The sequence below is a fragment of the Pseudomonas sp. R3.Fl genome (assembly GCF_023516765.1).
Taxonomy (GTDB): Bacteria; Pseudomonadota; Gammaproteobacteria; order Pseudomonadales; family Pseudomonadaceae; genus Pseudomonas; species Pseudomonas citronellolis.
Genome location: NZ_JAMGSO010000001.1, coordinates 1586468 through 1610710 on the forward strand (window position 1 = coordinate 1586468; position 24243 = coordinate 1610710).

Genomic DNA, 24243 nt, shown 5'->3' on the forward strand with positions numbered 1-24243 from the left:
GAAGTTCAGCGTCAACCTGTAGGAGCGCGCCCTGCGCGCGATCGCGGGCAGGGCCCGCGCGGGCTACGACTTACTCGATAGCCGGCTTCTTGCGCTTGAGCGGCGCCATGCCGTCGTTGCTGACCACCGACGAGGGCGCCGCCTTCGGCTTGTTCGCCGGCTTGCGCTTGGCGGCGGGCTTGGCCCCGGCCTTCTTGCCGGAATCGGTCTTTTTCTTCTTGGTGCCGGCGGCCTTGCCCGAGGCCTTGACCTTCTTCGGCCCCTTGTAGCTGCCCTTGAGCTCCTTGATGGTGCGCTGTTCGAAACGCACCTTGAGGTAGCGCTCGATGCTCGACATCAGGTTCCAGTCGCTGTGCGACACCAGCGAGATGGCCAGGCCGGCCTCGCCCGCGCGGCCGGTGCGGCCGATACGGTGCACGTACTCGTCGCCGCGGCGCGGCATGTCGAAGTTCAGCACCAGGTCCAGGCCCTCGACATCCAGGCCGCGGGCGGCCACGTCGGTGGCGACGAGGATTTTCACCGCGCCCTGCTTCAGGCGCTCGATGGCCAGCTTGCGGTCCTTCTGGTCCTTCTCGCCGTGCAGCACGAAGACCTTGTGCCCGGCGGCGATCAGCCGGCCGGTCAGGCGGTCGGCCTGGACGCGGGTGTTGGTGAAGACGATGGCCTTGTCGAAGGTCTCGTTCTCCAGCAGCCAGTGCAGAATGGCTTCCTTGTGGGCGTTGTCGTCGACCAGGATGACCTGCTGCGCGATGTCCTCGTTCAGCTCGCTGACGCGGTTCAGCTGCAGGCTTTCCGGCTCGCGCAGGACCTGCTCGACCATCGCGTGCAGGCCGCTGCCGGCGGTGGCGGAGAACAACAGGGTCTGGCGCTGCGCCGGGCAGGCGCCGGCAAGCTTGAGCACGTCCTCGGCGAAGCCCATGTCGAGCATGCGGTCGGCCTCGTCCAGCACCAGCACCTCGACGTCGCCCAGCGGCAGGTTGCCGGCGTTGAACTGCTCGTTCAGCCGGCCGGGGGTGCCGATGATGATCTCAGGGTTCTTGCGCAGGCGCGCGCCCTGCACCTTGAAGTCCTCGCCGCCGGTGATCAGGCAGGCCTTGATGAAGGTGAACTGGGCAAAGCGCTCGACTTCCTTGAGGGTCTGCTGGGCCAGCTCGCGGGTCGGCAGCAGGATCAGCGCGCGGGCGCCGCTCCTGGGTTTCTCCTCGCTGAGCAGGCGGTGCAGCAGCGGCAGCACGAAGGCGGCGGTCTTGCCGCTGCCGGTCTGCGCGGTCACGCGCAGGTCGCGGCCCTCCAGCGCCTTCGGGATGGCCGCGGCCTGGACGGCGGTCGGCTCGGTGAAGGACAGGGTTTCCAGCGCCTTGAGCAGGCGTTCGTGGAGGGCGAATTGGGCGAACAAGGCAGACCTCGGGAAGACGAAAGGACCAAATAGCTGCATAGCCTAACGGTTGCCGCGCCCGAAAGCAGGTTTTATTCGCCGGTCGCGATCCGCACGCCCCGTGTCGCCCTCGGGCAAGTCCACCGCGCAGGCCCGTCCCAGACTGGCCGCAGGACAGCCCGAGGAGTGTCGAGATGCCGCATCGCCCCACCGCCGCCGAGCGCCTCGAGCGCCTGCCGCTGAGCCCCTACCACCGGCTGATCTTCGTGATCATCGCCCTGGCGTTCTTCTTCGACTCCATGGACCTGGCGATGATGACCTTCCTGCTCGGCTCGATCAAAGCCGAGTTCGGCCTGTCCAGCGCCCAGGCCGGGCTGCTGGCCAGCTCCAGCTTCTTCGGCATGGTCCTGGGCGCGGCGCTGTCGGGGATGCTCGCCGACCGCTTCGGGCGCAAGCCGGTGTTCCAGTGGAGCATCGTGCTCTGGGGCCTGGCCAGCTACCTGTGCTCCACCGCCGGCGACGTGCAGAGCCTGACGCTGTACCGCGTGCTGCTGGGCATCGGCATGGGCATGGAATTCCCCATCGCCCAGTCGCTGCTCTCGGAGATGATCCCGGCCAGGGCCCGCGGCCGCTACATCGCCCTCATGGACGGCTTCTGGCCGCTGGGCTTCATCGCCGCCGGCTGCCTGTCCTACTTCGTGCTGCCGGCGGCCGGCTGGCGCAGCCTGTTCCTGCTGCTGGCCTTCCCGGCGCTGTTCGTCCTGGCCATCCGCTTCATGGTCCCGGAATCGCCGCGCTGGCTGGAACAGGCCGGGCTGGCGGACAAGGCCGAGCGCTCGCTGCAGCGCATCGAGGCGCGGGTGATGGCCTCGCTGAAGCTATCCAGCCTGCCCGAGCCGCAGGCCCTGGCGCGCCCCGAGCCGAGCCGCCCGGGCTTCTTCAGCGCCTTCGCCGAACTCTGGTCGCCGGCCTACCGCAGCCGCACCCTGACGGTCTGGAGCCTGTGGTTCTTCGCCCTGCTCGGCTTCTACGGGCTGACCTCCTGGCTCAGCGCGCTGCTGCAGCAATCCGGCTTCGCCGTGACGCAGTCGGTGTACTACACGGTGCTGATCTCCCTGGCCGGCATCCCCGGATTCCTCTGCGCCGCCTGGCTGGTGGAGCGCTGGGGCCGCAAGCCCAGCTGCGTGCTGATGCTCCTGGGCGGCGGCGCCATGGCCTATGCCTACGGCCAGACCGCGGTGTTCGGCGGCAGCCTGGCGCTGCTGATCGGCTTCGGCCTGGCCATGCAGTTCTTCCTGTTCGGCATGTGGGCGGTGCTCTACACCTATACCCCGGAGCTGTACCCCACCTCGGCGCGCGCCACCGGCTCGGGCTTCGCCTCGGCGGTGGGGCGCGTCGGCTCGCTGCTCGGGCCCACCGTCAGCGGCCTGGTCCTGCCGGTGGCCGGCCAGGGCGGCGTGTTCACCCTCGGCGCGCTGTGCTTCCTGGTCGCCGCGGCGGTGGTCTGGGGCTTCGGCATCGAGACCCGCGGGCGCACCCTGGAGGAGCTGGCGGGCTGAGGTTACATTTCGGAAATATCCTGCTCGGCCCTGCCGCTAGCCTGCCGTTACAATGCCGCGCTCATCCCGGCCACCGCGGCCGGGCCTTCGCGGCTACCCCGTAGCCTCCGCACCACGCGCCACCCCGCACTGGCGCCCCGATCCAAAGGATGTTTCCGGCCTATGGACCTTTCCTCTCCCCTCGCCACCCTCCAGGGCTACTGGGCCCTGCTCGACCAACACCCGCTGACCAGCGCCGCCCTCGGCCTCGTCATCCTCCTCGCAGTGGCCTGGATCGTCGGCCGCCTGGCCCGCTTCCTGGTCCGCCGCGCCGCCGACCTGCTGGCGCGCCAGCCGGCCCTGAGCTGGCTCGCCGACCTGCGCGACAACCGCGTGTTCCAGCGCCTGGCGCAGACCGTGCCATCGCTGGTGGTGCAGTTCGGCCTGGCGCTGATCCCCAACCTGGCCGGCAGGCCCGAGGCCTTCCTGCGCAACCTGGCCATGGCGGTCACCGCGCTGTTCCTGCTGCTGGCCCTGAGCGCCCTGCTCGACGCCCTGCTGGACATCTACGCGCGCACCGAACACGCCCGCACCCGCTCGATCAAGGGCTACGTGCAACTGGCCAAGCTGTTCCTCTTCGTCTTCGGCGGCATAGTGGTGGTGTCGATCCTCATCGACCGCTCGCCGATGCTGCTGCTCTCAGGCCTGGGCGCCATGTCCGCGGTCCTGCTGCTGGTCTACAAGGACACCCTGCTGAGCTTTGTCGCCAGCGTGCAGCTGACCAGCAACGACATGCTGCGCGTGGGCGACTGGATCGAGATGCCCCAGGTCGGCGCCGACGGCGACGTGGTGGACATCACCCTGCACACGGTGAAGGTGCAGAACTGGGACAAGACCATCGTCTCGGTGCCCACCTGGCGCCTGATGTCCGAGTCGTTCAAGAACTGGCGCGGCATGCAGCAGTCCGGCGGGCGGCGCATCAAGCGCAGCCTGTACCTCGACGCCAGCCAGGTGCGCTTCCTCGACGAAGCCGAGGCGCAGAAGCTGTCCGGCGTGCGCCTGCTGACCGACTACCTGCGGCGCAAGCAGGACGAGCTGAGCGAGTGGAACCAGGCCAACGCCGGCAACGTGCCGCTGTCGGCCAACCGCCGGCGGCTGACCAACATCGGCACCTTCCGCGCCTACGCCGAGGCCTACCTCAAGGCCCACCCGGACATCCACCCGCACATGACCTGCATGGTCCGCCAGCTGCAGCCCGGCGCCGAAGGCGTGCCCCTGGAGATCTACTGCTTCACCCGCACCACCGCGTGGCTGGACTACGAGCGCATCCAGGGCGACATCTTCGACTACCTGATGGCGGTGCTGCCGGAGTTCGGCCTGGGCGTCTACCAGCAACCCAGCGGCCAGGACCTGCGTGGCGGGCTGCAAGGTTTGCTGCCGGCGCCAGCGGGACGCGGCGAACGCCACCCAGCGCTGGACATGGAACAGGCCTGATCGGACGGGCGACAGCCCCCGGCCTGGCCGCCCGCCCGGGCCGGTGCCATGCTCAAGGCAGGCGCGCGCTTCCGCGCGCCTTTCCCGGAGAAACATCGTGTCCGCCACCCTCATCTATTACGTGGCCAGCAGCCTGGACGGCTACATCGCCCGCCCCGACGGCAGCGTCGACTGGCTGGACGCATTCGACGGCCATGACGACGACCATGGCTATTCAGCCTTCTACGCCAGCATCGACGGCCTGCTGATGGGCCGCGGCACCTACCTGCAATGCCTGGACTTCGGCGACTGGCCCTACCCGGACAAGCCGGCCATCGTCCTCACCCGCGCCAACCGCCTGCCGCTGGCCTCGCCCCAGGTGGAGCTGCAGCACTGCCCGCCCAGCGAGGCCCTGGCCAACCTCGAAGCCCGCGGCTGCCAGCGCATCTGGCTGGTGGGCGGCGGCAGCCTGGCCGGCAACTGCCTGGCGGCGGACTTGCTCGACGAGGTGATCGTCAGCATCATTCCGCACCTGCTCGGCGCCGGCATCCCACTGTTCGGCATCGGGCTCGAACGGCGCCTGCAGTTGCTGGAACAGCGCAGCTTCCCCAGCGGCATCGTGCAGGTGCGCTACCAGGTCCTCAAATGAGCCCCCGCATGCCCCAGACCACCCTCGACATCGCCGCTGCCTGCCTGCTCGACGACGCCGGCCGCCTGCTGCTGGTGCGCAAGCGCGGCACCCGCGCCTTCATGCTCCCCGGCGGCAAGCGCGAACCCGGCGAAAGCCCGCTGCAGGCGCTGCTGCGCGAGCTGCAGGAAGAACTCGGCCTGAACCTGCCGGCCAGCGCCCTGCGGCCGCTGGGCAACTTCCAGGCCGCCGCGGCCAACGAGGCCGACACCCGCGTCGACGCCCACGTCTTCGTCGCCAGCCTGCCGCACCCGGTGAGCGCCGCCGCCGAACTGGAAGAGCTGGCCTGGCTGGAAGACGGCCGCCATCCCGAGCCGCTGGCGCCGCTGCTGCGCGAAAAAGTTCTGCCGGCGCTGCGCGAACACCTCGCCAACTGACGAAAAACCTCAGAGGGCCTGCATTTCGTCGGGTTTTTCCCTGCGACATCAGGTCCCACTCCACGCCCTTCCCGCCCCCTTCCGGCCACCCTCGCGCGAACCTCGGCCATCTCCCGGCAACCCGCCTGGCATAGGGCTTTCGGCTATAAGGTCGGCGCCCGACCGGGCAGTCCGAACACATGTCACCGAATGCCCGCCGAGTCACACGGCGCTCCCCGGAAGCGACGGACGGTCAAAACACTGTCACGAAAAGTCGGTCAGAATGCGCGGAATTTTTTCGCGGACCAAAGGAAACCATCGCCCGCCGAAGAGCAACGGCGATCCAGCGGAGTCTGGGTTACATCCACAACCAGAAAGAAGACATGCCGAATGCGCAGTACCCTTTTGACATGCCTTTCCATAGGCTTGGCAGCCAGTTTGGCCGCCGTTGTAACCGGGGTGGAAGCTTCTCCACGGGCCACGCGTTCCTACGCGCCCGCTCCCCTCGAACTCCGTGTCCCGGTACAGGGCAAGGAGCTGCTGAGCATCGCCCAGCCGGCGAAGCAGCAGCCCAGTGACGCCCACCAGGTCACCCAGCGCGCCTTCAGCATGATCGGCACGCCCTACCGCTGGGGCGGCACCTCGCCCAAGGGTTTCGACTGCAGCGGCCTGGTCAAGTACGTGTTCCGCGACGTCGACGACGTCGAGCTGCCGCGCACCGCCCGGGCCATCTACCAGAGCAGCAACCCCAAGGTGGCGCGCCGCGACCTGCAGCCCGGCGACCTGGTGTTCTTCCGCATCCGCAGCCGCAACGTCGACCACGTGGGCATCTACGTCGGCAACGACCGCTTCGTCCATGCCCCGCGCCGCGGGCAGCGGGTGAAGGTGGCCAACCTCAACGACAAGTACTGGCAACGCCATTACCTGGCGGCCAAGCGCGTGCTGCCGGAGACCCTGGCCAAGGCCGACCTGCCGGGCAATCGCTTCGAGTAAGGGCCCGCGCCGCAAGAACAAAAACGCCGTTTTCCCGGGCAGGGAAAACGGCGTTTTTCATGGACGCGGGGCCAACGGCGGATAACCGCGAACGGTTATTCGCCCCACGGTTGGGCAGGGCTGTAGGAGCGGGCCCTGCCCGCGAATCGCGCGCAGGGCGCGCTCCTACATTGAAATGGCGTGGCTGAAAGCGTGCCTCATCACGCCCCACCACCCCGCCGCTCGCGCCGCGCCTGCTTGCGCAGCAGCCGCGCGCTGTCCCAGCCGGTGAGCAGGATGGCCAGCCAGATCGGCCCGTAGGTCCACAGCTGCTGCGGCTGGAACGCCTCGCCAAGGAACAGCACCGCCAGCAGGAACAGCAGCATCGGCTCGACATAGCTGAGGATGCCGAACAACCCCATGGGCAGCAGCCGGCTGGAGGCCATCATGGCGGCGAAGGCCAGGGCGCTGATCAACCCCAGCATCGGCAGCAGCGCCCACAGCCGCGGCGTCTCGGCGAACACCTGGAGGTCGCCGAAGTGCCAGATGGTCCACAGGGCGAAGGGCAGCAGCACCAGCATCTCGAAGACGAAGCCGGACAGCGCGTCCACGCCCATGCGCCGGCGCAGCATGAAATACGGTGGATAACCCAGGGCGGTGATCAGGCTGAACCAGGAGAAGGCGCGGGTCAGCCACAGCTCGTGGAGCACGCCGACCAGCGCGCAGGCCACAGCGATGCCCTGCAGCGGCGTCAGGCGCTCGCCGTAGAACAGCCGGCCGCAGAGCACCATGGTCAGCGGCAGCAGGAAGTAGCCCAGGGACAGCTGCAGGGTCTGGCCGACCATGGGCGCGTAGATGAACACGCCCCACTGCACCAGCATCATCGCCGCGCTCAGCGGGAAGCACAGCAGCAGCCAGCGCTCGCGCAGCAGGCGCCGGCCGGCATCGCGCAGCACGCCGCCCTGGCCGGTGAAGGCCACCAGCAGCAGGACCATGGGGATCGACCAGACCACCCGGTGCGCCACGATCTGGATGCTGTCCAGCGGCGCCAACCAGCGCAGGTAGCCCGGCAGCGTGACGAAGAGCACCGAGGCGGCCAGGGAGAGGGCGACGCCGCGACCGGAAATGTTCATGCCACGGCCCTCCGCGCCAGCCCCAGGCGGTTCACCCAGAGCGACGCCACTATCACCCCGCCGCCCAGGGCCAGGCGGGCCAGGTCGGCATGTTCGTTCCAGATCAGCAGGTTGATCAGCAACCCCACCGGCACGTGCAGGTTGTTCATCACCGCCAGGGTGCCGCCATCCACCAGCGTAGCCCCCTTGTTCCACCAGAACTGCCCGAGGGCGGTGGCCAGCAGGCCCATGAACAGCAGCACCAGCCACTGCACGTCGGTGGTCGGCAGCTTGGCCGGGTTGCCCAGCAGCGCCCAGCCGGGCAGCGCGACCAGCAGCGCGCCGACGAAGAAGTAGCCGAAGCGCCGGTACTGCGGGATGTCCGACGGGTAGCGCGCCACCAGGTGCTTGTACAGCACCTGGCCGGCGGCGAAGGTGGCGTTGGCCAGCTGCAGCAGCAGGAAGCCCTCGATGAAGTCGCCGCTGACGCCGTCGTAGCGGATGATCGCCGCGCCCAGCACGGCCACCGCCGCGGCCAGCAGCGCCCAGGCGTTGAAGCGGCGGTTCAGGGCGTCGTCGATCAGCGCCACGTGCAGCGGCGTGAGCACGGTGAACAGCAGCACCTCGGGCACCGTCAGCACCCGGAAGCTCTGGTACAGGCAGACGTAGGTGATGCCGAACTGCAGCGCGCCGACCAGCATCACCCCACCGATGAAGCGTGGCGCCACTCCGCGCCAGCGCGTCAGGGGCAGGAACACCGCGCCAGCCAGCAGCACCCGGGTGAGCACGGCGAAATAGCTGTCGACCTGGCCGGCGAGGTATTCACCGATCAGGCTGAAGGAAAACGCCCAGAGGACGGTTACGAAAAGCAGGTAAGGCATGACCGAACAGGCGCACCGAAAAGGGGCGTGGAAAATAGCGGTTTTGCCGGGGCGAAGAAAGGGCCTGGGTGCTCTCCGGCATGAACGGGAGGTTCAGCGTCGACCTGTAGGAGCGGGCCCTGCCCGCGATTCGCGCGCAGGGCGCGCTCCTACATGGGAACGACGTGGATAGGATTCATCCACGATCCCGCCGGCAGGGCCAGCGCCCCATGTCATCGCGGAGAACCTCGTTCGCGAGCAAGCTCGCTCCTACGAAAAGCGTCGGGCTCCTGTAGGAGCGAGCTTGCTCGCGAACCCCGCCAAAGAAAAAGCCCGATCGACATTCGCGGGGGAAGTGCGTCGACCGGGCGTCGCGCCCAGGAGCGACGGGCGCGCAAGTGGTAAGCCGGAATCTATGGTCAGGCCACCGCGGCCAGTTGCTCGCGGGCCTTGGCCAGGCCCTTCTCGGCGAACTCGGCGCCCATGTTCAGGCCCTCGGCGTGGACGAAGGTGACGTCGTGGATGCCGATGAAGGCCAGGGCCTGGCGCAGGTAGGGTTCCTGGTGGTCCAGCGGGCCGCCGGCGTACACGCCGCCGCGGCTGGTCAGGATGTAGGCGCGCTTGCCGCCGAGCAGGCCCTGGGGACCGGTCTCGGTGTACTTGAAGGTGACGCCGGCGCGTAGCACGTGGTCCAGCCAGGACTTCAGGGTGCTGGGGATGGCGAAGTTGTACATGGGCGCGGCCAGCACCAGCACGTCGGCGGCCAGCAGCTCCTCGGTGAGCAGGTTGGAACGCTGCAGCGCGGCCTGCTCGGCGGCGCTGTGCTGCTCGGCCGGCTTCATCCAGCCGCCCAGCAGGTCGGCGTCCAGGTGCGGCACCTGTTCCAGCGCCAGGTCGCGGACCTGGATCTCGTCGGCGGGGTGGGCGGCGCGCCAGTTGGCGATGAACTCGGCGGTCAGCTGGCGGGAGACCGAACCTTGTTGGCGGGCGCTGCTTTCGATTACCAGAACACGGGACATGGGCTTGACCTCCAGCGGTCGTTTGCGTCGATGGAGGTCAGCTTATGGAATGACTTATCGATAAAAAAGCAGAAATAATTGCTTCAAAATATCGATTTAGTTGATTTGTACCGCGTCTGCTCCTAGTCTGGAGAACATGCGCTGCCGGCTCAGGCCGGGTTGCAGGTCAGCTTGATGCGCAGCTTGATGATGGCGCGGCCGAAGCTGGCGGTGAGGTTGCTGGACTTGCCGGCGGCGAGCACCGTCTTGCGCACCTTGGGCGACTCCGGGCCGTTCTGGAACACCGCGCTGCAGGCGACGTCCTGCTTGCCGTAGTTCTGCAACAGCACGGCGCCCATGCTGTCGCCGATGTCCTGGGTCTGGACGTCGATCTCCGTGCCGTTGAGGGACTTCTCCACCTCGATCGGGTAGGCCAGGGCGGTCAACGGCAGCGACAGCAGCAACGCACAGCAGATTCTTTTCATGTGGCGGTCTCGCTCGGTTCAGGCAGAGCGCCAGATTAGACAAGAGGAGGCGAGGATGAAAGCGCCCCGCGTTACCCTGGATCAATGGCGCACGCTGCAGGCGGTGGTCGACCACGGCGGCTTCGCCCAGGCCGCCGAGGCCCTGCACCGCTCGCAGTCTTCCATCAGCTATACGGTGGCGCGCATGCAGGAGCAGCTCGGCGTGCCGCTGCTGCGCATCGACGGCCGCAAGGCGGTGCTCACCGAGGCCGGCGAGGTGCTGCTGCGGCGCTCGCGGCAACTGGTGAAGAGCGCCGGCCAGCTGGAGGAGCTGGCCCACCACATGGAGCAGGGCTGGGAGCCGGAAGTGCGCCTGGTGGTGGATGCCGCCTACCCCACCCTGCGGCTGGTCCGCGCGCTGTCCGCGTTCGTGCCGCAGAGTCGCGGCTGCCGCGTGCTGTTGCGCGAGGAGGTGCTTTCCGGCGTCGAAGAGGCGCTGCAGCAGGGCCATGCGGACCTGGCCATCAGCGGCCTGAACATCGCCGGCTACCTGGGCGCCGACCTGTGCACCGTGGAATTCGTCGCCGTGGCCAACCCGGACCATCCGCTGCACCGCCTGCAGCGCGAGCTGACGCACCAGGACCTGGAAACCCAGATGCAGGTGGTCATCCGCGACTCCGGCCGCCTGCAGCCGCGCGACGTCGGCTGGCTGGGCGCCGAGCAGCGCTGGACGGTGGGCAGCCTGGCCACCGCCGCCACCTTCGTCGGCAACGGCCTGGGCTTCGCCTGGCTGCCGCGGCACATGATCGAGCGCGAACTGCGCGACGGCTCGCTCAAGCCGCTGCCGCTGACCCAGGGCGTCACCCGCGAGAGCCGCTTCTATCTTTACCCGAACAAGGAAAAACCCCTGGGCCCGGCCACGCAGATCCTCGTCGAACTGCTGAAGACCTTCGCCAACGTGCCCCTGGACGCCCCTTTCGCCGCGCCACCGAGCGCCTGACCCGGAGAACCGCCGATGCCCTACCTGCACCACGACGGCCAGCGCCTGTACTTCGAGGACAGCGGCCAGGGCACGCCCGTGCTGCTGGTGCACGGCCTGGGCTCGAGCAGCCGCGACTGGGAGTACCAGGTGCCGGAACTGCTCCGGCGGCACCGGGTGATCGCCCTCGACGTGCGCGGCCACGGCCAGTCCGACAAGCCCCGCGAGCGCTACAGCATTACCGGCTTCGCCGAGGACGTGGCGGCGCTGATCGAGGAACTGCGCCTGGCCCCGGTGCACCTGGTGGGCATCAGCATGGGTGGGATGATCGGCTTCGAGCTGGCCACCCGCCGGCCGGAACTGCTCAAGAGCCTGACCATCGTCAACAGCGCCCCGGAAGTGAAGCCACGCACCCTGCGCGAATACCTGGAAGTGGCGCGCCGGCTGTTCCTCGCCCACGTGCTGGGCCTGGACACCGTGGGCAAGGCCCTCGGCAAGCTGCTGTTCCCCAAGCCGGAGCAGGCCGACCTGCGGCGCAAGATCGAGCAACGCTGGCCGCAGAACGACAAACGCGCTTACCTTTCCAGCCTGCACGCCATCATCGGCTGGGGTGTGCAGGAGCGCCTCGGGCGCATAACCTGTCCGACACTGGTGGTCAGCGCCGACCGCGACTACACCCCGGTGACGCTCAAGCAGGCCTACGTGGAGCGCCTGCCCAACGCGCGCCTGGTGGTGATCGAGGATTCGCGCCATGCCACCCCGCTGGACCAGCCGCAAGCCTTCAACAGCACCCTGCTCGACTTCCTCGAGCAGGTAGACCATTCCTAAAACATCTCAGGAAACATCCGCAAAATGACCCTGTTCAAACGCTTCCTGCTCGCCGCCTGTACCCTCGTCCTGGCCACCTCGGCGCTCGCCGCCGACCCGGCGAAACCCCACGTGCTGCTGTCCACCACCCTGGGCGAGATCGAGGTGGAACTCGACAGCGCCAAGGCGCCGATCAGCGTGAAGAACTTCCTCGGCTACGTCGACAGCGGCTTCTACAACGGCACCATCTTCCACCGGGTGATCCCCGGCTTCATGGTGCAGACCGGCGGCTTCACCGAGAAGATGCAGGAGAAGGACACCGGCGAGCCGATCAAGAACGAGGCCGACAACGGCCTGCTCAACGCCCGCGGCACCCTGGCCATGGCCCGCACCAGCGACGTGAACTCGGCCACCAGCCAGTTCTTCGTCAACCTGACCGACAACGACTTCCTCGACCACGGCCAGCGCGACTTCGGCTACGCCGTGTTCGGCAAGGTCGTGCGCGGCATGGGCGTGGTCGACATGATCGCCAAGGTGCCCACCACCAACCGCGGCATGTACCAGAACGTGCCAGCCGAGCCGGTGGTCATACTCTCCGCCAAGCGTCTCTGAGAATCCCCGATTCCCACGCTGACGGAGGCCTGAAACGGCGGGCCCAGGACGGGCCCGCGACAACCGAGAGACATCATGCTCTACCGCCGCTTCGAAAAGCTCATCGACCCCTTCCGCGACGCCCCCGAGCACATGCCGCCGGCCGACGTCTGGCGCTTCTACACCTACTACCTGCGCCAGGTCTGGCCGGTGTTCTCGATCCTGCTGGTGGTCGGCCTGATCGTCGCCCTGATCGAGGTGGCGCTGTTCAGCTACCTGGGGCGCATCGTCGACCTGGCGCAGAACACCGCGCCCACCGACTTCTTCCGCCTGCACGGCAACGAACTGGCCTGGATGGCCGTGGTGGCGCTGGTGCTGCGCCCGCTGTTCAACGCCCTGCACGACATGCTGGTGCACCAGAGCATCAACCCCAGCATGACCAACCTGATCCGCTGGCAGAACCACCGCTACGTGCTCAAGCAGAGCCTGGGCTTCTTCCAGAACGACTTCGCCGGGCGCATCGCCCAGCGCATCATGCAGACCGGCAACTCGCTGCGCGACTCGGCGGTGCAGGTGGTGGACGCCTTGTGGCACGTGGCGATCTACACCCTCAGCGCCCTGGTGCTGTTCGCCGAGGCCGACTGGCGGCTGATGATCCCCCTGGTGCTCTGGGTGATCGCCTACGTCGGCGCCCTCGCCTACTTCGTGCCGCAGGTGAAGCGCCGCTCGGTGGCCGCCTCGGACTCGCGCTCCAAGCTGATGGGGCGCATCGTCGACGGCTACACCAACATCACCACCCTCAAGCTGTTCGCCCACACCCGCCAGGAAGAGGACTACGCCCGCGAGGCCATCGCCGAGCAGACGCACAAGGCCCAGCGCGCCGGGCGCGTGGTGACCTCGATGGACGTCAGCATCACCATCATGAACGGCATCCTCATCGCCGGCACCACGGGCCTGGCCCTGTGGCTGTGGAGCCAGGAGCTGATCTCGGTGGGCGCCATCGCCCTGGCCACCAGCCTGGTGATCCGCATCAACAACATGTCCGGCTGGATCATGTGGGTGGTCGGCGGCATCTTCGAGAACATCGGCCAGGTGCAGGACGGCATGCAGACCATCGCCATCCCCCGCCAGGTGGTCGACGCGCCCGACGCCAAGCCGCTGGTGGTGGAACGCGGCGAGGTGCACTTCGACAAGGTGGACTTCAGCTACGGCAAGGGCAGCGGCCTGATCCAGGGCCTGGACCTAGTGGTGCGCCCGGGCGAGAAGATCGGCCTGGTCGGACCCTCCGGCGCCGGCAAGTCGACCCTGGTCAACCTGCTGCTGCGCCTGTATGACCTGGAAGGCGGGCGCATCCTGATCGACGACCAGGACATCGCCCACGTGACCCAGGAGAGCCTGCGCGCGCAGATCGGCATGGTCACCCAGGACACCTCGCTGCTGCACCGCTCGATCCGCGACAACCTGCTCTACGGCCGCCCCGGCGCCAGCGAGGAAGAACTGCAGGAGGCGGTGCGCAAGGCCCGCGCCAGCGAGTTCATCCCGCAGCTGTACGACGCCCAGGGCCGCACCGGCCTCGACGCCCACGTCGGCGAGCGCGGCGTGAAGCTCTCCGGCGGCCAGCGCCAACGCATCGCCATCGCCCGCGTGCTGCTCAAGGACGCGCCGATCCTGATCCTCGACGAAGCCACCTCGGCGCTGGATTCGGAAGTGGAATCGGCCATCCAGGAAAGCCTGGAAACGCTGATGCAAGGCAAGACAGTGATCGCCATCGCCCACCGCCTCTCCACCATCGCCCGCATGGACCGCCTGGTGGTGCTGGAACACGGCCGCATCGTCGAAAGCGGCAGCCACGCCGAACTGATCGAACACGGCGGCCTCTACGCCCGCCTGTGGCGCCACCAGACCGGCGGGTTCGTGGGGGTGGATTAACCCGCAATCCCCCCTGTAGGAGCGCGCCCTGCGCGCGATTTCGCGGGCAGGGCCCGCTCCTACAGGGCGGGCAGCGCATTCGGTAGCGGCCAGCGCTCTTTCCTCAGGGATTGGAAGCGATATTCAGTCCTTTCCCCTGAGGACTGAATATGGACGAGCAATCCCCGGGCCATTCGGCGCTGCGCAAAGGTCGGTTTTCCCAGCCTCATACGACCTACCTGGTTACGACCACCACATACGACCGCACCCCCATTTTTCGCTGCTTTCCTGCCGCCTGTGCGGCAGCGCGCTGCTTCGGCGACCCGAGGCTCCTCGACGACGGCCATATGCTGGCTTGGGTACTGATGCCCGACCATGCCCACTGGCTGCTCCAGATCGGTTCTGGGGCGAGCTTGAACAGTCTTGTGAACCGTCTGAAATCATGCAGTGCCCGGCACGTGAACCAGTGTCTGGGCAGGTCCGGAACACTATGGGCACGGGCGTATCATGATCGCGCACTGCGCCGAGACGAGGACCTGCGTGCCGCCGCACGCTACGTCGTCGCCAATCCCCTACGTGCCGGCCTGGTGGCCAAGGTTGGCGACTACCCCTTCTGGAACGCGGTCTGGCTGTAGGAGCGCGCCCTGCGCGCGAAATCGCGGGCAGGGCCCGCTCCTACAGGTTGACGCCGAATCTCCCGCCCAGCCCATTCGCAAAGCACCGCACCTTGTAGGAGCGCGCCCTGCGCGCGAATCGCGGGCAGGGCCCGCTCCTACAGGATTCCTGCGGCATATCGCCCTGTCCGTTAATGAAGCCTTAAGCCTCTATCCCGAACCCTGCGACAAGTCGCCGCATCACCCTGGTCGATGATCATTAGCAAGCACATCAATTTCTCGCGTGGGGTGGTTCGGTGGTCATATCTGTTCCACGCCCCGCCATGCGGTGGACGCCTGAAGCATCGCCCCCTGCCCGCCCCCGGACCCGCGGCCAGACATCGGATGCCAGTGCTCCAGGGCGAGGCTTCATCCCCTTCGCTATGAGGACCACCAGAATGAAGATTGCTTCTGTCGTATCGGCGGTGCTTTCCAGCCTCGCTCCCATGGTCTTCGCCCAGGACGCGATCAAGGAGCCGGGCGCCGACCTTCCGACGGTCGAATACCACTACGGCATGCCGCTGGACATCGACAAGGTGCTGCACCGTACCGACAACTCGCACAAGGTGGGCATGGTCCCCGCCTACCTCGTGTACCAGGACCACGAGGGCACCACGCACCGCGTGCGCTTCCTCGAATGGGGCGGCCAGGCGAGCCACGTCTGAGCCCCACCCGGTCTCGGTCCCTGGCCGACTTGGCCACCCCGCGAGCCTGTCGTAGCGGCCGGGGGCCGACCTTCTACCCGACTTCCTCCTACTCCGCCTGCCGGTAAGGCAGCGCCGCCCGCGCCTCCTCGGCGTAGGCGCGGATGCCGGCGCGTTCCTGGGCGAGGAAGTCATCCACCGCGGCGCGCAGGCCCGGGTGCCCCAGTTGGTGCCAGGAGCGCGTGAGCACCGGCTCGAAGCCGCGGATCAGCTTGTGCTCGCCCTGGGCGCCGGCGTCGAAGCGGCGCAGCCCGGCGGCCAGGGCGTAGTCCAGGCCCTGGTAGAAGCAGGTTTCGAAGTGCAGGCGGTCGTACTCCGCCAGGCAACCCCAGTAGCGCCCGTAGAGGGTGTCGCCATCCACCAGGCTGAAGGCCATGGCCACCGGCCGTCCGTTGCGGCGGGCGAAGACCACGCGGATCGCCTCGCCCATACGCTCGGCCAGCAGGCTGAAGAACTCCCGCGTCAGATACGGCGCCTGGCCGCGCACCTCGTAGGTGCTGGCGTAGCAGGCGTAGACGAAGTCCCAGTCGGCCTCGGCCAGCTCGGGCCCCTCCATCCAGCGGAACTCCATGCCCTGCCCCGCCACCTGCTCACGCTCCTTGCGCAGTTGCTTGCGCTTGCGCGAGGCCAGGGCGTCGAGGAAGTCCTGGAAATCCCGGTAGCCGCGATTGAACCAGTGATATTGGCAGCCCAGGCGTTCCAGCCAGCCGTCCTGCGCGGCGATCAACCCATCGGCGCGCGGATCGGTGAAGTTCACGTGCACGCCGGACCACACGCCTTCCGCAGTGCCCTCGGCCAGCACGCCCAGCAACTCGGCGATGCCCTCGTCCGTGCCGAGCAGGCGCGCACCGCTCACCGGTGAGAAGGGCACGCCCACCAGCAGCTTGGGGTAGTAGCGGATGCCGGCGCGCTGGCAGGCGTCCGCCCAGCCCCAGTCGAACACGTATTCGCCGTAGGAATGCGCCTTCACGTAGGCCGGCAGCGCCGCGCGCAGCCGCCCGGCGTCGTCGAGCAGCACATGGTGCGCCGGGCGCCAGCCGGTGCGCGCGGTGACGCCGCCGCTGTCCTCCAGGCTGGCGAGGAAGGCGTGGCGCAGGAACGGCTGGGCGTCCGGCAGCAGGGCGTCCCACTGGCCGGGCGCTAGGTCGCCGAGGCGGGAAAGTCTATGGATAGGCATGCCGACAGTCTGGCGCCGGGCGCGGCGGAAGAAAAGTGCCGCGGCGCCCTTCGTCGCCCCGTCCTTGCACGGCCGGCCTGCTGTTCTAAGGTGGGGATACGCGAAAGCACAGGCCCCGCCCCAAGCGGGACAGCCACGCCAGAGCGGCGCGGCGCCTGGCGCCGGCAATGGCGCAGGCGGCGCCCCCTGGCCCGACAGCGAGGTCCATGCCATGCAAACCCTGCAATGCACCCATCGCGACTACACCATCATCGCCCGCGTCTTCGAACACCCGGGGCTGCCCACGCCCTATGCCGGCGGCTGCCAGATCATCGCCCCGGACGGACGCAGCACACGGCGCCAGCCGCTGCCGACGAAGATGGCCTTCCTCGCCGATCTGGACGCCGCGCAGCACGCCTCCATCGCCCACGGCAAGTGGCTGGTGGACCAGAGCCTGGACAGCGACCGCGACCTGTTCCACTAGGCCTCAGTCGGCCAGGACCTCGGCCTCGACCACCCCGCCCGGCTCGCCGAGCGGCCGCTGCAGGGCCAGGAACTGTTGCGCCGAGAGCCGCCAGGACTGCCCGGCGGCCCACTCGGCGCAGGCCTGGCGGTCCAGCGCCAGGGCGCGCAGGCAGGCCTTGCCCAGGTCGGGATCGATGGCCCCGGTGACGCCCTCCTCCAGCACGTCCAGCGGGCCCGACACCGGGAAGGCAGCCACCGGCGTGCCGCAGGCCAGGGCCTCGTACATCACCAGGCCGAGGGTGTCGGTGCGCGAAGGGAACACCAGCACACTGGCCGCGCGATAGGCCTCAGCCAGCGCCTCGCCATGGCGGTAGCCGAGGAATTCCACCTGGGGATAACGCGCCTGCAGCTCGCCGCGTGACGGGCCGTCGCCCACCACCCGCTTGAGCCCGGGCAGGTCTAGGTCGAGGAAGGCTTCCAGGTTCTTCTCCGGCGCCAGGCGCCCGACATAGAGGAACACCGGGCCCTCGGCGGGTCCCGGTCCCGCCTGGAATTGCGTGGTATCCACGCCTTTGCGCCACAACTCCAGGGCCTGCACGCCCCAGTCGGTGAAGGCGCCACGCATGCGCTCGCTGCTCACCAGCACTGCTGCGCTGGGGGCGTGGAAGCGGCGCAGCATGGCATAGCCGAACGCCAGCGGCAGCCAGGGCCAGCGGTTGTTCAGGTATTCCGGGAAGCGCGTGTGGATCGCCGTGGTGAAGGCCAGGCCGCGGCGCAACAGCCAGCGCCGCGCGGCCCAGCCCAACGGGCCCTCGGTCGCGAGATGCACGCAGTCCGGGGCGAAGGCCTCGATGGCCGGGCCGACCTTCCACAGGTCCCAGGCCAGGGGGATTTCCGGGTAGCTCGGGCAGGGCCGGCTGCGGAACTCGGCCGGCGACAGCAGGCGCACCTGGTGCCCCATGGCTTCCAGTTCAGCGACCAGCGCGCGCAGGCTGGTCACCACGCCGTTCACCTGCGGCGCCCAGGCGTCGCTGACGATCAGCAGCCTCATGCCGCCGGCTCGGCGACGATGGCCTCGCTGGCGCCCTGGAGCTGCTCCTCGGCCAGGCGGTAGAGCTGGATGCTGCCGTCCCAGTGCTCGATCAGCGCCGTGCAGGACTCCACCCAGTCGCCGCAGTTGAGGTACTCCACCTCGCCGATCTGGCGGATCTCTGCGTGGTGGATGTGCCCGCAGACCACGCCGTTCAGCCCACGCTTGTGGACTTCATGGGCGATGGCTTCCTCGAAGTCGCTGATGAAGTTCACCGCGGTCTTCACCTTGTGCTTCAGGTACGCCGACAGCGACCAGTAACCGTAGCCGTAGCGGCTGCGCCAGTGGTTCAGCCAGCGGTTGAGGGTCAGGGTGAACTCGTAGGCCGAGTCGCCGAGGAACGCCAGCCAGCGGTGGTAACGGGTGATGACGTCGAACTGGTCGCCGTGGATCACCAGCAGGCGGCGGCCGTCGGCGGTGGTGTGCTCGATCTCGTCGACCAGGCGGATGTTGCCCAGCAGCAGCGTGGAATAGCGGCGCAGGAACTCGTCGTGGTTGCCGGTGACGTAGATCACCTCGGTGCCGCGCTTGCTCATGGTCAGCAGGCGGCGGATCACGTTGGTGTGCGCCTGCGGCCAGTAGATGCCGCCGCGCAGCTTCCAGCCGTCGATGATGTCGCCCACCAGGTAGATGCGCTCGGCGTGGTAGCGCTTGAGGAAGCCCGCCAGGTGCTCGGCCTGGCAGTCGCGCGTGCCCAGGTGGACGTCGGATATCCACAGGGTGCGCACCCGTTGTTTCTTGGTCGGCATCAGGCGTTGGGCGCTGGTCATGGGCGGCCTCCGGCGGGGTTTAGTCGATTTTCCGGCCCGGCGGTGACCCGCGCATGACGGCCGCGCGACAGTCCCGTGACAGCCTGCGCCGCGCTAGACTGTGGGCCTGCCCCCGGAGCCCGCCATGAGCCAGATCCTCTCCCTGCGCCGCTACAGCCACGAGCACCTCGCCCACAGCCACGACCACGCGCAGCTGGTCCTGGGGCTGTCCGGCGACCTGGAGTTCGAGGTCGGCGGCCTGGGCAGCCGCGTCACCCGCCAGCACTTCGCGGTGGTCCCGCGCGGCGCGCACCACGCCTGCGCCGCCCCCGGCGGCAGCCAGTGCCTGGTGTTCGACCTGGAAGACGAGGACCTGCTGCTGCGCGGCCTGGGCGAGCACGCACAGAGCATCCGCCGCCTGCTGGAACGCCCCGCCGCCCTGGCCCTGAACCCGGCCCAGGGGCAACTGGTGCACTGGCTGGCCGCCAGTCCCCTGCAGGACCCGGTGATCGCCCGCCAGGGCGCCCTGCTGCTGCTCGCCAGCCTGGCCGGCATGCACGCCGCCGAGGAGCCGACGCGCCTGCCGCTGGCCAGCCTGGACGCCTATGTCGACCGCCACGCCGGGCACCCGCTGCAGGTCGCCGACCTGGCGCGGCTGGCCGGGTTGTCGGCGGCGCGCTTCCACGCCCGCTTCCTCGCCGAGACCGGGCAGACGCCCATGGACTACGTGCGCCAGCGCCGCCTGCAACTGGGCCGCGAGCTGCTCTGCGCCACGCACCTGGCGGTGGGCGAGATCGCCGCGCGGGTCGGCTACGCCTCGCAGAGCGCCTTCACCGCCGCCCTGGTCCGCCAGTTCGGCAGCACGCCGCGGCAGATCCGCCGCGAGGCGCGCGACAATTCCCGCTAGCCGCGCGACAGACAAACGCCCCGCCACGCCCTAGACTGCCGCCCCATTATTGAGAAGATGAGCTGAGGAGATCAGCGATGTCGGCAGAGACCATCGAGTGGCAGGATTTCGAGCGCGTCGAACTGCGCGTGGGCACCATCGTCCACGCCGAACCCAACAGCAAGGCGCGCAAGCCGGCGTACATCCTGCAGGTCGACCTCGGCCCGCTGGGGCTGAAGACCTCCAGCGCGCAGATCACCGCGCACTATTCCCTCGACGAACTGCTCGGCCGCCAGGTCCTGTGCGTCTGCAACTTCGCCCCCAAGTCGATCGCCGGGGTGCGCTCGGAAGTGCTGGTCACCGGCGTCTACGACAGCGACGACAAAGTGGTGCTGGCCGGCTTCGACAAGCCGCTGCCCAACGGCGCGCGCCTGGCCTGAGGCCTTTCACCGCCGGGCGACTGGCTCATCAAGCACCTGCGGTCCTGCGATAGATAGAGAAGCAATGCGCGTTCCCCGACTGACACCCCGCTCGGCCCTGATCGGCCTGCACGTAGGCGCCCTGATGTTCGGCCTGAGCGGCATCTTCGGCAAACTCATCCTCGCCGCCCCGCTGGTGATCGTCTTCGGCCGCGCGCTGTTCGGCCTGGCGGCGCTGGGCGGCGCCTTCGCCGGGCACCTGGCGGCGCAGCCGCGGCCAAGCCTGCGCCAGGCCGCCGCGCTGGCCGGCAGCGGGCTGCTGCTGTGCGCGCACTGGCTGACCTTCTTTCTCGCTGTGAAGGTGGGCAACGTCGCCGTGGCCACCCTGGGTTTCGCCAGCTTCCCGGCCTTCACCGTGCTGCTGGAGGGGCTGCTGTTTCGCGAACGCATCCGCCGCGCCGAATACCTGGTGGTGGGGCTGGTGTGCCTGGGCCTGGTGCTGGTGACGCCGAACCTGGACTTCAGCCAGGGCGCCACCGCCGGGCTGTTCTGGGGCATAGTCTCGGGCCTGCTGTTCGCCCTGCTGTCGCTGGCCAACCGCGCCAGCGTGCGCGGGCTGGACCCGATCCTCTCGGCCTTCGCGCAGAACCTCACCATCGTCCTCTGCCTGGCGCCGCTGGCGCTGTTCGAACTGCCCGCGGTGCGGGCGCTGGACTGGCTGTGGCTGGTGTTGCTGGGGGTACTGTGCACGGGCGTGGCGCACAGCCTGTTCGTCGCCAGCCTGCAACTGATCAAGGCGCGCACCGCGGCGGTGATCTTCGCCCTGGAGCCGGTCTACGGCATTGCCTTCGCCGCCGTGCTGTTCGGCGAACAGCCGAGCCTGCGGATGCTGGCCGGTGGCGCGCTGATCATCTTCGCCACCTTCCTCAGTGCGCGTAGTGCGGCGTAGCGAGTGTCAGTTTTTTGGGTGGGTCCATGGTCTGGCTTGCATACCTGGCCCTCTTGCTCCGATTTCTACCTCGTCATTCCCGCGAACGCGGGAACCCAGAGACTTCTTCGGGGTTGGGCTGGGTGTAGCGCGCCGCTCCGAGTCTGCGGAGATTTTTTGTTTCGCCCCCTCGGGCGAGTCCCTTTTGTCAAACGCCACAAAAGGAACCAAAAAGGCTTGCCCCAACATACGGGCCCGATGGAGCCGGGCTACCCTCGCGAACTCCCCCGCCACGGAGGCCCGCCCCGAGGGTACGTCCCTGTAGCCCGCGGGGCTCTCGCGACATCCATGTCGCATGACCTCCTGAGCGCCGGTTTCGCTCGGCCTTCTGAAGGGGCGTTTCGGAGTGCGCGGATGTTTCTCTGGAAGACTCAAGAGCAAAAGCCAGAGCAGAGCTGCTTTTGCTCTTCGTAGGAGCGAGCTTGCTCGCGAACCCAAAGCCACTGGATTCCCGCGTTCGCGGGAATGACGAGGGGGAGATAGGCGTCTCAGGATGACTCCGAACTCTCCAACAGCTCAGGACAGCCCCTCTCCCTTCAGGGCGGGGCGCGCAGCCGAGGGCTGGGGAGAGGGCGCTCTTCTAAAGCACACTCCCGGAAACCATCCCCCCAGAAAAAATAAGAAGGCCGCCCCGCAGCATGCGTAACCCGACTCCTTGCCCTGGGGAGGGATTGCCAAGGACTCACCGCACGATTGCCTGCGAAGCGGCCTGTTCGGTCCGGCCCGGGGCCGGTTGTTTCAGTTGATGCTGTAGCCACGCCCGTTCAGGCAGGCACCCAACGCCCGCCGGTAGGTATCCGCCACGCCCGGCACCGGCGCCTGGCTGGCCGCGGCCGGGTCGAAGCCGCTCTGGCCCACGGCCCAGGTATGGCACTCGTAGCGGTCACGGCTCTGCTGGTCGGGCGTCTGCCCGCGCGCCGGGTAGGCGATCACGTCGTAGCTCACACCCGCCGGCGCCTGCTGCACCGCCGGCGGCGGCTCCACCACCACGTACTGGCGGCGGTCGGCGTTCCACAGGTAGTAGGTGCCCGCAGCGACGAAATAGAGCGCACTACCGATCCACAGCGACCGCGCGTAATCCGGCAGGCCGTGACCATGCCCGGGGCCCGGGCCCCAACCATGCCCCGGGCCGGGACCATAACCGGGCGGCCCGGCCACGGCGGCGGCCGACAGGCTCAGGGCCAAGGCAGCGGCGATCGACTTGAACACGGCTTGCGACGACATCTTGATTGCACCTCCGGACACGGGCGCCCAAGCACCCGCCTTTCATGGTGCCTATCATCGCTCGTCCGGGGCCTGACGGTTGTCAGCGCTTGGTAAAGACTGGGTAAAACAACCGATACATCGCCCACCGGCGCGGGCGATGCAGCCTATGGCGGGGCGGCTAGAGGGGCTCGCGGCTGGCGACGCCGTCCACCAGGCGGGCGATTCCCAGCGGGTTGGCGTCCTTGAGGGCGGGGGGTAGCAGTGCGTCGGGGTAGTTCTGGTAGCACACCGGGCGCAGGAAGCGGTCGATGGCCAGGGTGCCCACCGAGGTGCCGCGGGCGTCCGAGGTGGCCGGATAGGGGCCGCCGTGGACCATGGCGTCGCAGACTTCCACGCCGGTCGGGTAGCCGTTGAGCAGCAGGCGCCCGGCCTTGCGTTCGAGCAGGGGCACCAGGGCGGCGAAGCGCGAGAGGTCCTCCGGCTCGGCGATCAGGGTCGCGGTGAGCTGGCCGCGCAGCCCCTGCAGGGCACGCTGCAGTTCGGCAGCATCGGCCACTTCGACGACCACGGTGACCGGGCCGAAGACCTCCTCCTGGAGCAACTCGTCGCCTTCCACCAGCAGGCGCGCGTCGGCCTGGAACAGCTGTGGCAATGCCTGGCGACCCTGCTGCGGCTGGCCGGCCAGGTGGCGGATGCCGGCGTGCGCGTGCAGGGCGGCGATGCCGCGTTCGTAGCTCTTCAGGGTGCCGGCGTTGAGCATGGTCTGCGCCGGCTGGTCGGCCATGCGCCCGGCTAGGCTGGCGACGAAGGCGGAGAACTCGGCCGAGGCGATGCCGATCACCATGCCGGGGTTGGTGCAGAACTGCCCGCAGCCCAGCACCACCGAGGCGGCCAGGTCCGCAGCCACCTGCTCGCCGCGCGCCGCCAGCGCCGCCGGCAGCACCAGCACCGGGTTGATGCTGCTCATCTCGGCGAACACCGGGATCGGCTGCGGCCGGGCCGCGGCCAGGTCGCACAGCGCGCGGCCGCCCTTGAGCGAGCCGGTGAAGCCGACGGCCTGGATCGCCGGGTGCTTGACCAACTGTTCGCCGACGCCGCCGCCGTAGATCATGTTGAACACCCCGGCCGGCATGCCGGTGGCCTGCGCTGCGCGGACGATGGCCGAGGCGACGTGCTCGGCGGTCACCATGTGTCCGCTGTGGGCCTTGAACACCACCGGGCAACCGGCGGCCAGCGCCGCTGCGGTGTCGCCGCCGGCGGTGGAGAACGCCAGCGGGAAGTTGCTGGCGCCGAACACCGCCACCGGGCCGACGCCGATGCGGCACTGGCGCAGGTCCGGACGCGGCAGCGGCTGGCGTTCCGGCAGCGCGCGGTCGATGCGTGCGCCATGGTAGTCGCCGCGGCGCAGCACCTGGGCGAACAGGCGCAGCTGGTTGCTGGTGCGGGCGCGCTCGCCCTGGATACGCGCCGCCGGCAAGGCGGTCTCGCGGCAGACGATGGCGATGAAGTCCTCGCCCAGGGCATCCAGCTCGGCGGCGATGGCGTCGAGGAATTCGGCGCGGCGCGCATCGGGCAGCGCGCGGCAGGCCGGGAAGGCCGCTTCGGCGGCGAGCGCGGCGGCGTCCACCTCTTCCGGGGTGGCCTGGTGGAAGCTGTAGGGCAGCGCCTCGCCGGTGCTGGCGTCGAGGCTTTGCAGGGTCAGGTTGCCCTGGGCGGTGCGTGCGCCGCCGATGAAGTTGTGTCCGAACATGCTGGTCTCCTGCAAAAGATTGCCAGGCCTCGTGAGCCTGGCGCGGCCCCGGAGGG

At 68.7% G+C, this 24243-nt stretch carries 25 protein-coding genes; 15 read left to right on the forward strand and 10 right to left on the reverse strand.

The features are described 5' to 3' along the window. Positions 1–70: 70 nt before the first annotated feature. Positions 71–1435, reverse strand: a complete 1365-nt coding sequence (locus M8R19_RS06615; RefSeq protein WP_249917371.1) for a DEAD/DEAH box helicase — start codon at positions 1433–1435, stop codon at positions 71–73. Positions 1436–1569: 134 nt separating this feature from the next. Here M8R19_RS06615 and M8R19_RS06620 point away from each other — a divergent pair, with 134 nt between their 5' ends. The 5 genes from M8R19_RS06620 to M8R19_RS06640 all read left to right on the forward strand — a co-directional run bounded on the left by M8R19_RS06620 (position 1570) and on the right by M8R19_RS06640 (position 6423). Next, the gene (locus M8R19_RS06620) at positions 1570–2934 is read left to right on the forward strand and encodes an MFS transporter (protein WP_058072859.1); all 1365 of its coding nucleotides are present in this window, start codon (positions 1570–1572) and stop codon (positions 2932–2934) included. 162 nt (positions 2935–3096) lie between these two features. Continuing rightward, entirely contained in the window at positions 3097–4407 is a 1311-nt protein-coding gene (locus tag M8R19_RS06625) for a mechanosensitive ion channel family protein (RefSeq protein WP_249917372.1), read from the forward strand. A 97-nt stretch (positions 4408–4504) separates the two neighbouring features. Continuing rightward, the gene (locus tag M8R19_RS06630; RefSeq protein ID WP_249917373.1) at positions 4505–5035 is read left to right on the forward strand and encodes a dihydrofolate reductase family protein; all 531 of its coding nucleotides are present in this window, start codon (positions 4505–4507) and stop codon (positions 5033–5035) included. A gap of 8 nt (positions 5036–5043) precedes the next feature. Continuing rightward, positions 5044–5451 carry an NUDIX hydrolase gene (locus M8R19_RS06635; RefSeq protein ID WP_249917374.1) on the forward strand — a complete coding sequence of 136 codons (408 nt, stop codon included), beginning with the start codon at positions 5044–5046 and terminating at the stop codon, positions 5449–5451. 369 nt (positions 5452–5820) lie between these two features. Beyond that, the gene (locus M8R19_RS06640) at positions 5821–6423 is read left to right on the forward strand and encodes a C40 family peptidase (protein WP_058072860.1); all 603 of its coding nucleotides are present in this window, start codon (positions 5821–5823) and stop codon (positions 6421–6423) included. A 200-nt stretch (positions 6424–6623) separates the two neighbouring features. Here the strand turns inward: M8R19_RS06640 and rarD are convergent, their stop codons facing one another. The 4 genes from rarD to M8R19_RS06660 form a co-directional block, all read right to left on the reverse strand. After that, positions 6624–7535 carry an EamA family transporter RarD gene (gene rarD / locus M8R19_RS06645; protein WP_116423156.1) on the reverse strand — a complete coding sequence of 304 codons (912 nt, stop codon included), beginning with the start codon at positions 7533–7535 and terminating at the stop codon, positions 6624–6626. Continuing rightward, positions 7532–8395, reverse strand: coding sequence for a carboxylate/amino acid/amine transporter (locus tag M8R19_RS06650; RefSeq protein ID WP_249917375.1), 864 nt, complete (start codon positions 8393–8395; stop codon positions 7532–7534). The genes rarD and M8R19_RS06650 overlap by 4 nt, the downstream gene beginning before the upstream one ends. Before the next feature lie 398 nt (positions 8396–8793). Then, positions 8794–9393, reverse strand: coding sequence for an FMN-dependent NADH-azoreductase (locus M8R19_RS06655; protein ID WP_074977260.1), 600 nt, complete (start codon positions 9391–9393; stop codon positions 8794–8796). Positions 9394–9542: 149 nt separating this feature from the next. Next, entirely contained in the window at positions 9543–9857 is a 315-nt protein-coding gene (locus M8R19_RS06660; protein WP_249917376.1) for a 3-phosphoglycerate kinase, read from the reverse strand. A 55-nt stretch (positions 9858–9912) separates the two neighbouring features. Here M8R19_RS06660 and M8R19_RS06665 point away from each other — a divergent pair, with 55 nt between their 5' ends. The 6 genes from M8R19_RS06665 (at position 9913) to M8R19_RS06690 (ending at position 15439) form a co-directional block, all read left to right on the forward strand. Continuing rightward, a complete protein-coding gene (locus M8R19_RS06665; protein WP_249917377.1) occupies positions 9913–10836 on the forward strand; it encodes a PA3225 family LysR-type transcriptional regulator in 924 nt (307 codons plus the stop codon). 15 nt (positions 10837–10851) lie between these two features. After that, the gene (locus M8R19_RS06670) at positions 10852–11643 is read left to right on the forward strand and encodes an alpha/beta fold hydrolase (protein WP_074977261.1); all 792 of its coding nucleotides are present in this window, start codon (positions 10852–10854) and stop codon (positions 11641–11643) included. A 30-nt stretch (positions 11644–11673) separates the two neighbouring features. Then, positions 11674–12234, forward strand: coding sequence for a peptidylprolyl isomerase (locus M8R19_RS06675; protein ID WP_043271553.1), 561 nt, complete (start codon positions 11674–11676; stop codon positions 12232–12234). A 75-nt stretch (positions 12235–12309) separates the two neighbouring features. Further along, positions 12310–14142, forward strand: coding sequence for an ABC transporter ATP-binding protein (locus M8R19_RS06680; protein WP_249917378.1), 1833 nt, complete (start codon positions 12310–12312; stop codon positions 14140–14142). 149 nt (positions 14143–14291) lie between these two features. Then, positions 14292–14756, forward strand: coding sequence for an REP-associated tyrosine transposase (locus tag M8R19_RS06685; protein WP_082657051.1), 465 nt, complete (start codon positions 14292–14294; stop codon positions 14754–14756). A gap of 416 nt (positions 14757–15172) precedes the next feature. Continuing rightward, a complete protein-coding gene (locus M8R19_RS06690) occupies positions 15173–15439 on the forward strand; it encodes a DUF2790 domain-containing protein (RefSeq protein ID WP_043270980.1) in 267 nt (88 codons plus the stop codon). Positions 15440–15527: 88 nt separating this feature from the next. On the opposite strand, the gene M8R19_RS06695 is transcribed toward M8R19_RS06690, so the two are convergent. Beyond that, the gene (locus M8R19_RS06695; RefSeq protein ID WP_249917379.1) at positions 15528–16655 is read right to left on the reverse strand and encodes a GNAT family N-acetyltransferase; all 1128 of its coding nucleotides are present in this window, start codon (positions 16653–16655) and stop codon (positions 15528–15530) included. A 211-nt stretch (positions 16656–16866) separates the two neighbouring features. Between M8R19_RS06695 and M8R19_RS06700 the strand changes: the two genes are divergently transcribed. Next, positions 16867–17118 carry a hypothetical protein gene (locus M8R19_RS06700; RefSeq protein ID WP_009620418.1) on the forward strand — a complete coding sequence of 84 codons (252 nt, stop codon included), beginning with the start codon at positions 16867–16869 and terminating at the stop codon, positions 17116–17118. Between the two features lie 3 nt (positions 17119–17121). Here the strand turns inward: M8R19_RS06700 and M8R19_RS06705 are convergent, their stop codons facing one another. Together M8R19_RS06705 and M8R19_RS06710 are read right to left on the reverse strand one after the other, a co-directional pair. After that, on the reverse strand, positions 17122–18150 hold the full coding sequence (locus tag M8R19_RS06705; RefSeq protein WP_249917380.1) for a glycosyltransferase family 4 protein: 1029 nt from the start codon (positions 18148–18150) through the stop codon (positions 17122–17124). Continuing rightward, positions 18147–18959 carry a UDP-2,3-diacylglucosamine diphosphatase gene (locus M8R19_RS06710; RefSeq protein ID WP_116423149.1) on the reverse strand — a complete coding sequence of 271 codons (813 nt, stop codon included), beginning with the start codon at positions 18957–18959 and terminating at the stop codon, positions 18147–18149. The genes M8R19_RS06705 and M8R19_RS06710 overlap by 4 nt, the downstream gene beginning before the upstream one ends. Before the next feature lie 124 nt (positions 18960–19083). On the opposite strand from M8R19_RS06710, the gene M8R19_RS06715 reads away from it, so the two are divergent. The 3 genes from M8R19_RS06715 (at position 19084) to M8R19_RS06725 (ending at position 21192) form a co-directional block, all read left to right on the forward strand. After that, positions 19084–19845: a helix-turn-helix transcriptional regulator gene (locus M8R19_RS06715; RefSeq protein ID WP_249917381.1), complete on the forward strand. Its 762-nt coding sequence runs from the start codon at positions 19084–19086 to the stop codon at positions 19843–19845. A gap of 77 nt (positions 19846–19922) precedes the next feature. Continuing rightward, positions 19923–20264: a tRNA-binding protein gene (locus M8R19_RS06720; RefSeq protein WP_009620426.1), complete on the forward strand. Its 342-nt coding sequence runs from the start codon at positions 19923–19925 to the stop codon at positions 20262–20264. Between the two features lie 64 nt (positions 20265–20328). Further along, a complete protein-coding gene (locus M8R19_RS06725) occupies positions 20329–21192 on the forward strand; it encodes a DMT family transporter (RefSeq protein WP_083426718.1) in 864 nt (287 codons plus the stop codon). Positions 21193–21969: 777 nt separating this feature from the next. On the opposite strand, the gene M8R19_RS06730 is transcribed toward M8R19_RS06725, so the two are convergent. Together M8R19_RS06730 and M8R19_RS06735 are read right to left on the reverse strand one after the other, a co-directional pair. Further along, the gene (locus M8R19_RS06730) at positions 21970–22455 is read right to left on the reverse strand and encodes a hypothetical protein (RefSeq protein WP_249917382.1); all 486 of its coding nucleotides are present in this window, start codon (positions 22453–22455) and stop codon (positions 21970–21972) included. 160 nt (positions 22456–22615) lie between these two features. Next, entirely contained in the window at positions 22616–24187 is a 1572-nt protein-coding gene (locus M8R19_RS06735; RefSeq protein WP_249917383.1) for an aldehyde dehydrogenase (NADP(+)), read from the reverse strand. Between the last annotated feature and the right edge of the window lie 56 nt (positions 24188–24243).

Bases quoted from the DNA above. Each gene is read 5' to 3' on its own strand.
- M8R19_RS06650 (WP_249917375.1), bottom strand. From the start codon at position 8,395: ATGCCTTACCTGCTTTTCGTAACCGTCCTCTGGGCGTTTTCCTTCAGC.
- M8R19_RS06685 (WP_082657051.1), top strand. From the start codon at position 14,292: ATGGACGAGCAATCCCCGGGCCATTCGGCGCTGCGCAAAGGTCGGTTT.
- M8R19_RS06620 (WP_058072859.1), top strand. From the start codon at position 1,570: ATGCCGCATCGCCCCACCGCCGCCGAGCGCCTCGAGCGCCTGCCGCTG.
- M8R19_RS06705 (WP_249917380.1), bottom strand. From the start codon at position 18,150: ATGAGGCTGCTGATCGTCAGCGACGCCTGGGCGCCGCAGGTGAACGGC.
- M8R19_RS06680 (WP_249917378.1), top strand. From the start codon at position 12,310: ATGCTCTACCGCCGCTTCGAAAAGCTCATCGACCCCTTCCGCGACGCC.
- M8R19_RS06660 (WP_249917376.1), bottom strand. From the start codon at position 9,857: ATGAAAAGAATCTGCTGTGCGTTGCTGCTGTCGCTGCCGTTGACCGCC.
- rarD (WP_116423156.1), bottom strand. From the start codon at position 7,535: ATGAACATTTCCGGTCGCGGCGTCGCCCTCTCCCTGGCCGCCTCGGTG.
- M8R19_RS06640 (WP_058072860.1), top strand. From the start codon at position 5,821: ATGCGCAGTACCCTTTTGACATGCCTTTCCATAGGCTTGGCAGCCAGT.
- M8R19_RS06625 (WP_249917372.1), top strand. From the start codon at position 3,097: ATGGACCTTTCCTCTCCCCTCGCCACCCTCCAGGGCTACTGGGCCCTG.
- M8R19_RS06665 (WP_249917377.1), top strand. From the start codon at position 9,913: ATGAAAGCGCCCCGCGTTACCCTGGATCAATGGCGCACGCTGCAGGCG.
- M8R19_RS06730 (WP_249917382.1), bottom strand. From the start codon at position 22,455: ATGTCGTCGCAAGCCGTGTTCAAGTCGATCGCCGCTGCCTTGGCCCTG.
- M8R19_RS06720 (WP_009620426.1), top strand. From the start codon at position 19,923: ATGTCGGCAGAGACCATCGAGTGGCAGGATTTCGAGCGCGTCGAACTG.
- M8R19_RS06735 (WP_249917383.1), bottom strand. From the start codon at position 24,187: ATGTTCGGACACAACTTCATCGGCGGCGCACGCACCGCCCAGGGCAAC.
- M8R19_RS06670 (WP_074977261.1), top strand. From the start codon at position 10,852: ATGCCCTACCTGCACCACGACGGCCAGCGCCTGTACTTCGAGGACAGC.
- M8R19_RS06725 (WP_083426718.1), top strand. From the start codon at position 20,329: ATGCGCGTTCCCCGACTGACACCCCGCTCGGCCCTGATCGGCCTGCAC.
- M8R19_RS06710 (WP_116423149.1), bottom strand. From the start codon at position 18,959: ATGACCAGCGCCCAACGCCTGATGCCGACCAAGAAACAACGGGTGCGC.
- M8R19_RS06695 (WP_249917379.1), bottom strand. From the start codon at position 16,655: ATGCCTATCCATAGACTTTCCCGCCTCGGCGACCTAGCGCCCGGCCAG.
- M8R19_RS06700 (WP_009620418.1), top strand. From the start codon at position 16,867: ATGCAAACCCTGCAATGCACCCATCGCGACTACACCATCATCGCCCGC.
- M8R19_RS06655 (WP_074977260.1), bottom strand. From the start codon at position 9,393: ATGTCCCGTGTTCTGGTAATCGAAAGCAGCGCCCGCCAACAAGGTTCG.
- M8R19_RS06615 (WP_249917371.1), bottom strand. From the start codon at position 1,435: ATGCAGCTATTTGGTCCTTTCGTCTTCCCGAGGTCTGCCTTGTTCGCC.
- M8R19_RS06635 (WP_249917374.1), top strand. From the start codon at position 5,044: ATGCCCCAGACCACCCTCGACATCGCCGCTGCCTGCCTGCTCGACGAC.
- M8R19_RS06715 (WP_249917381.1), top strand. From the start codon at position 19,084: ATGAGCCAGATCCTCTCCCTGCGCCGCTACAGCCACGAGCACCTCGCC.
- M8R19_RS06690 (WP_043270980.1), top strand. From the start codon at position 15,173: ATGAAGATTGCTTCTGTCGTATCGGCGGTGCTTTCCAGCCTCGCTCCC.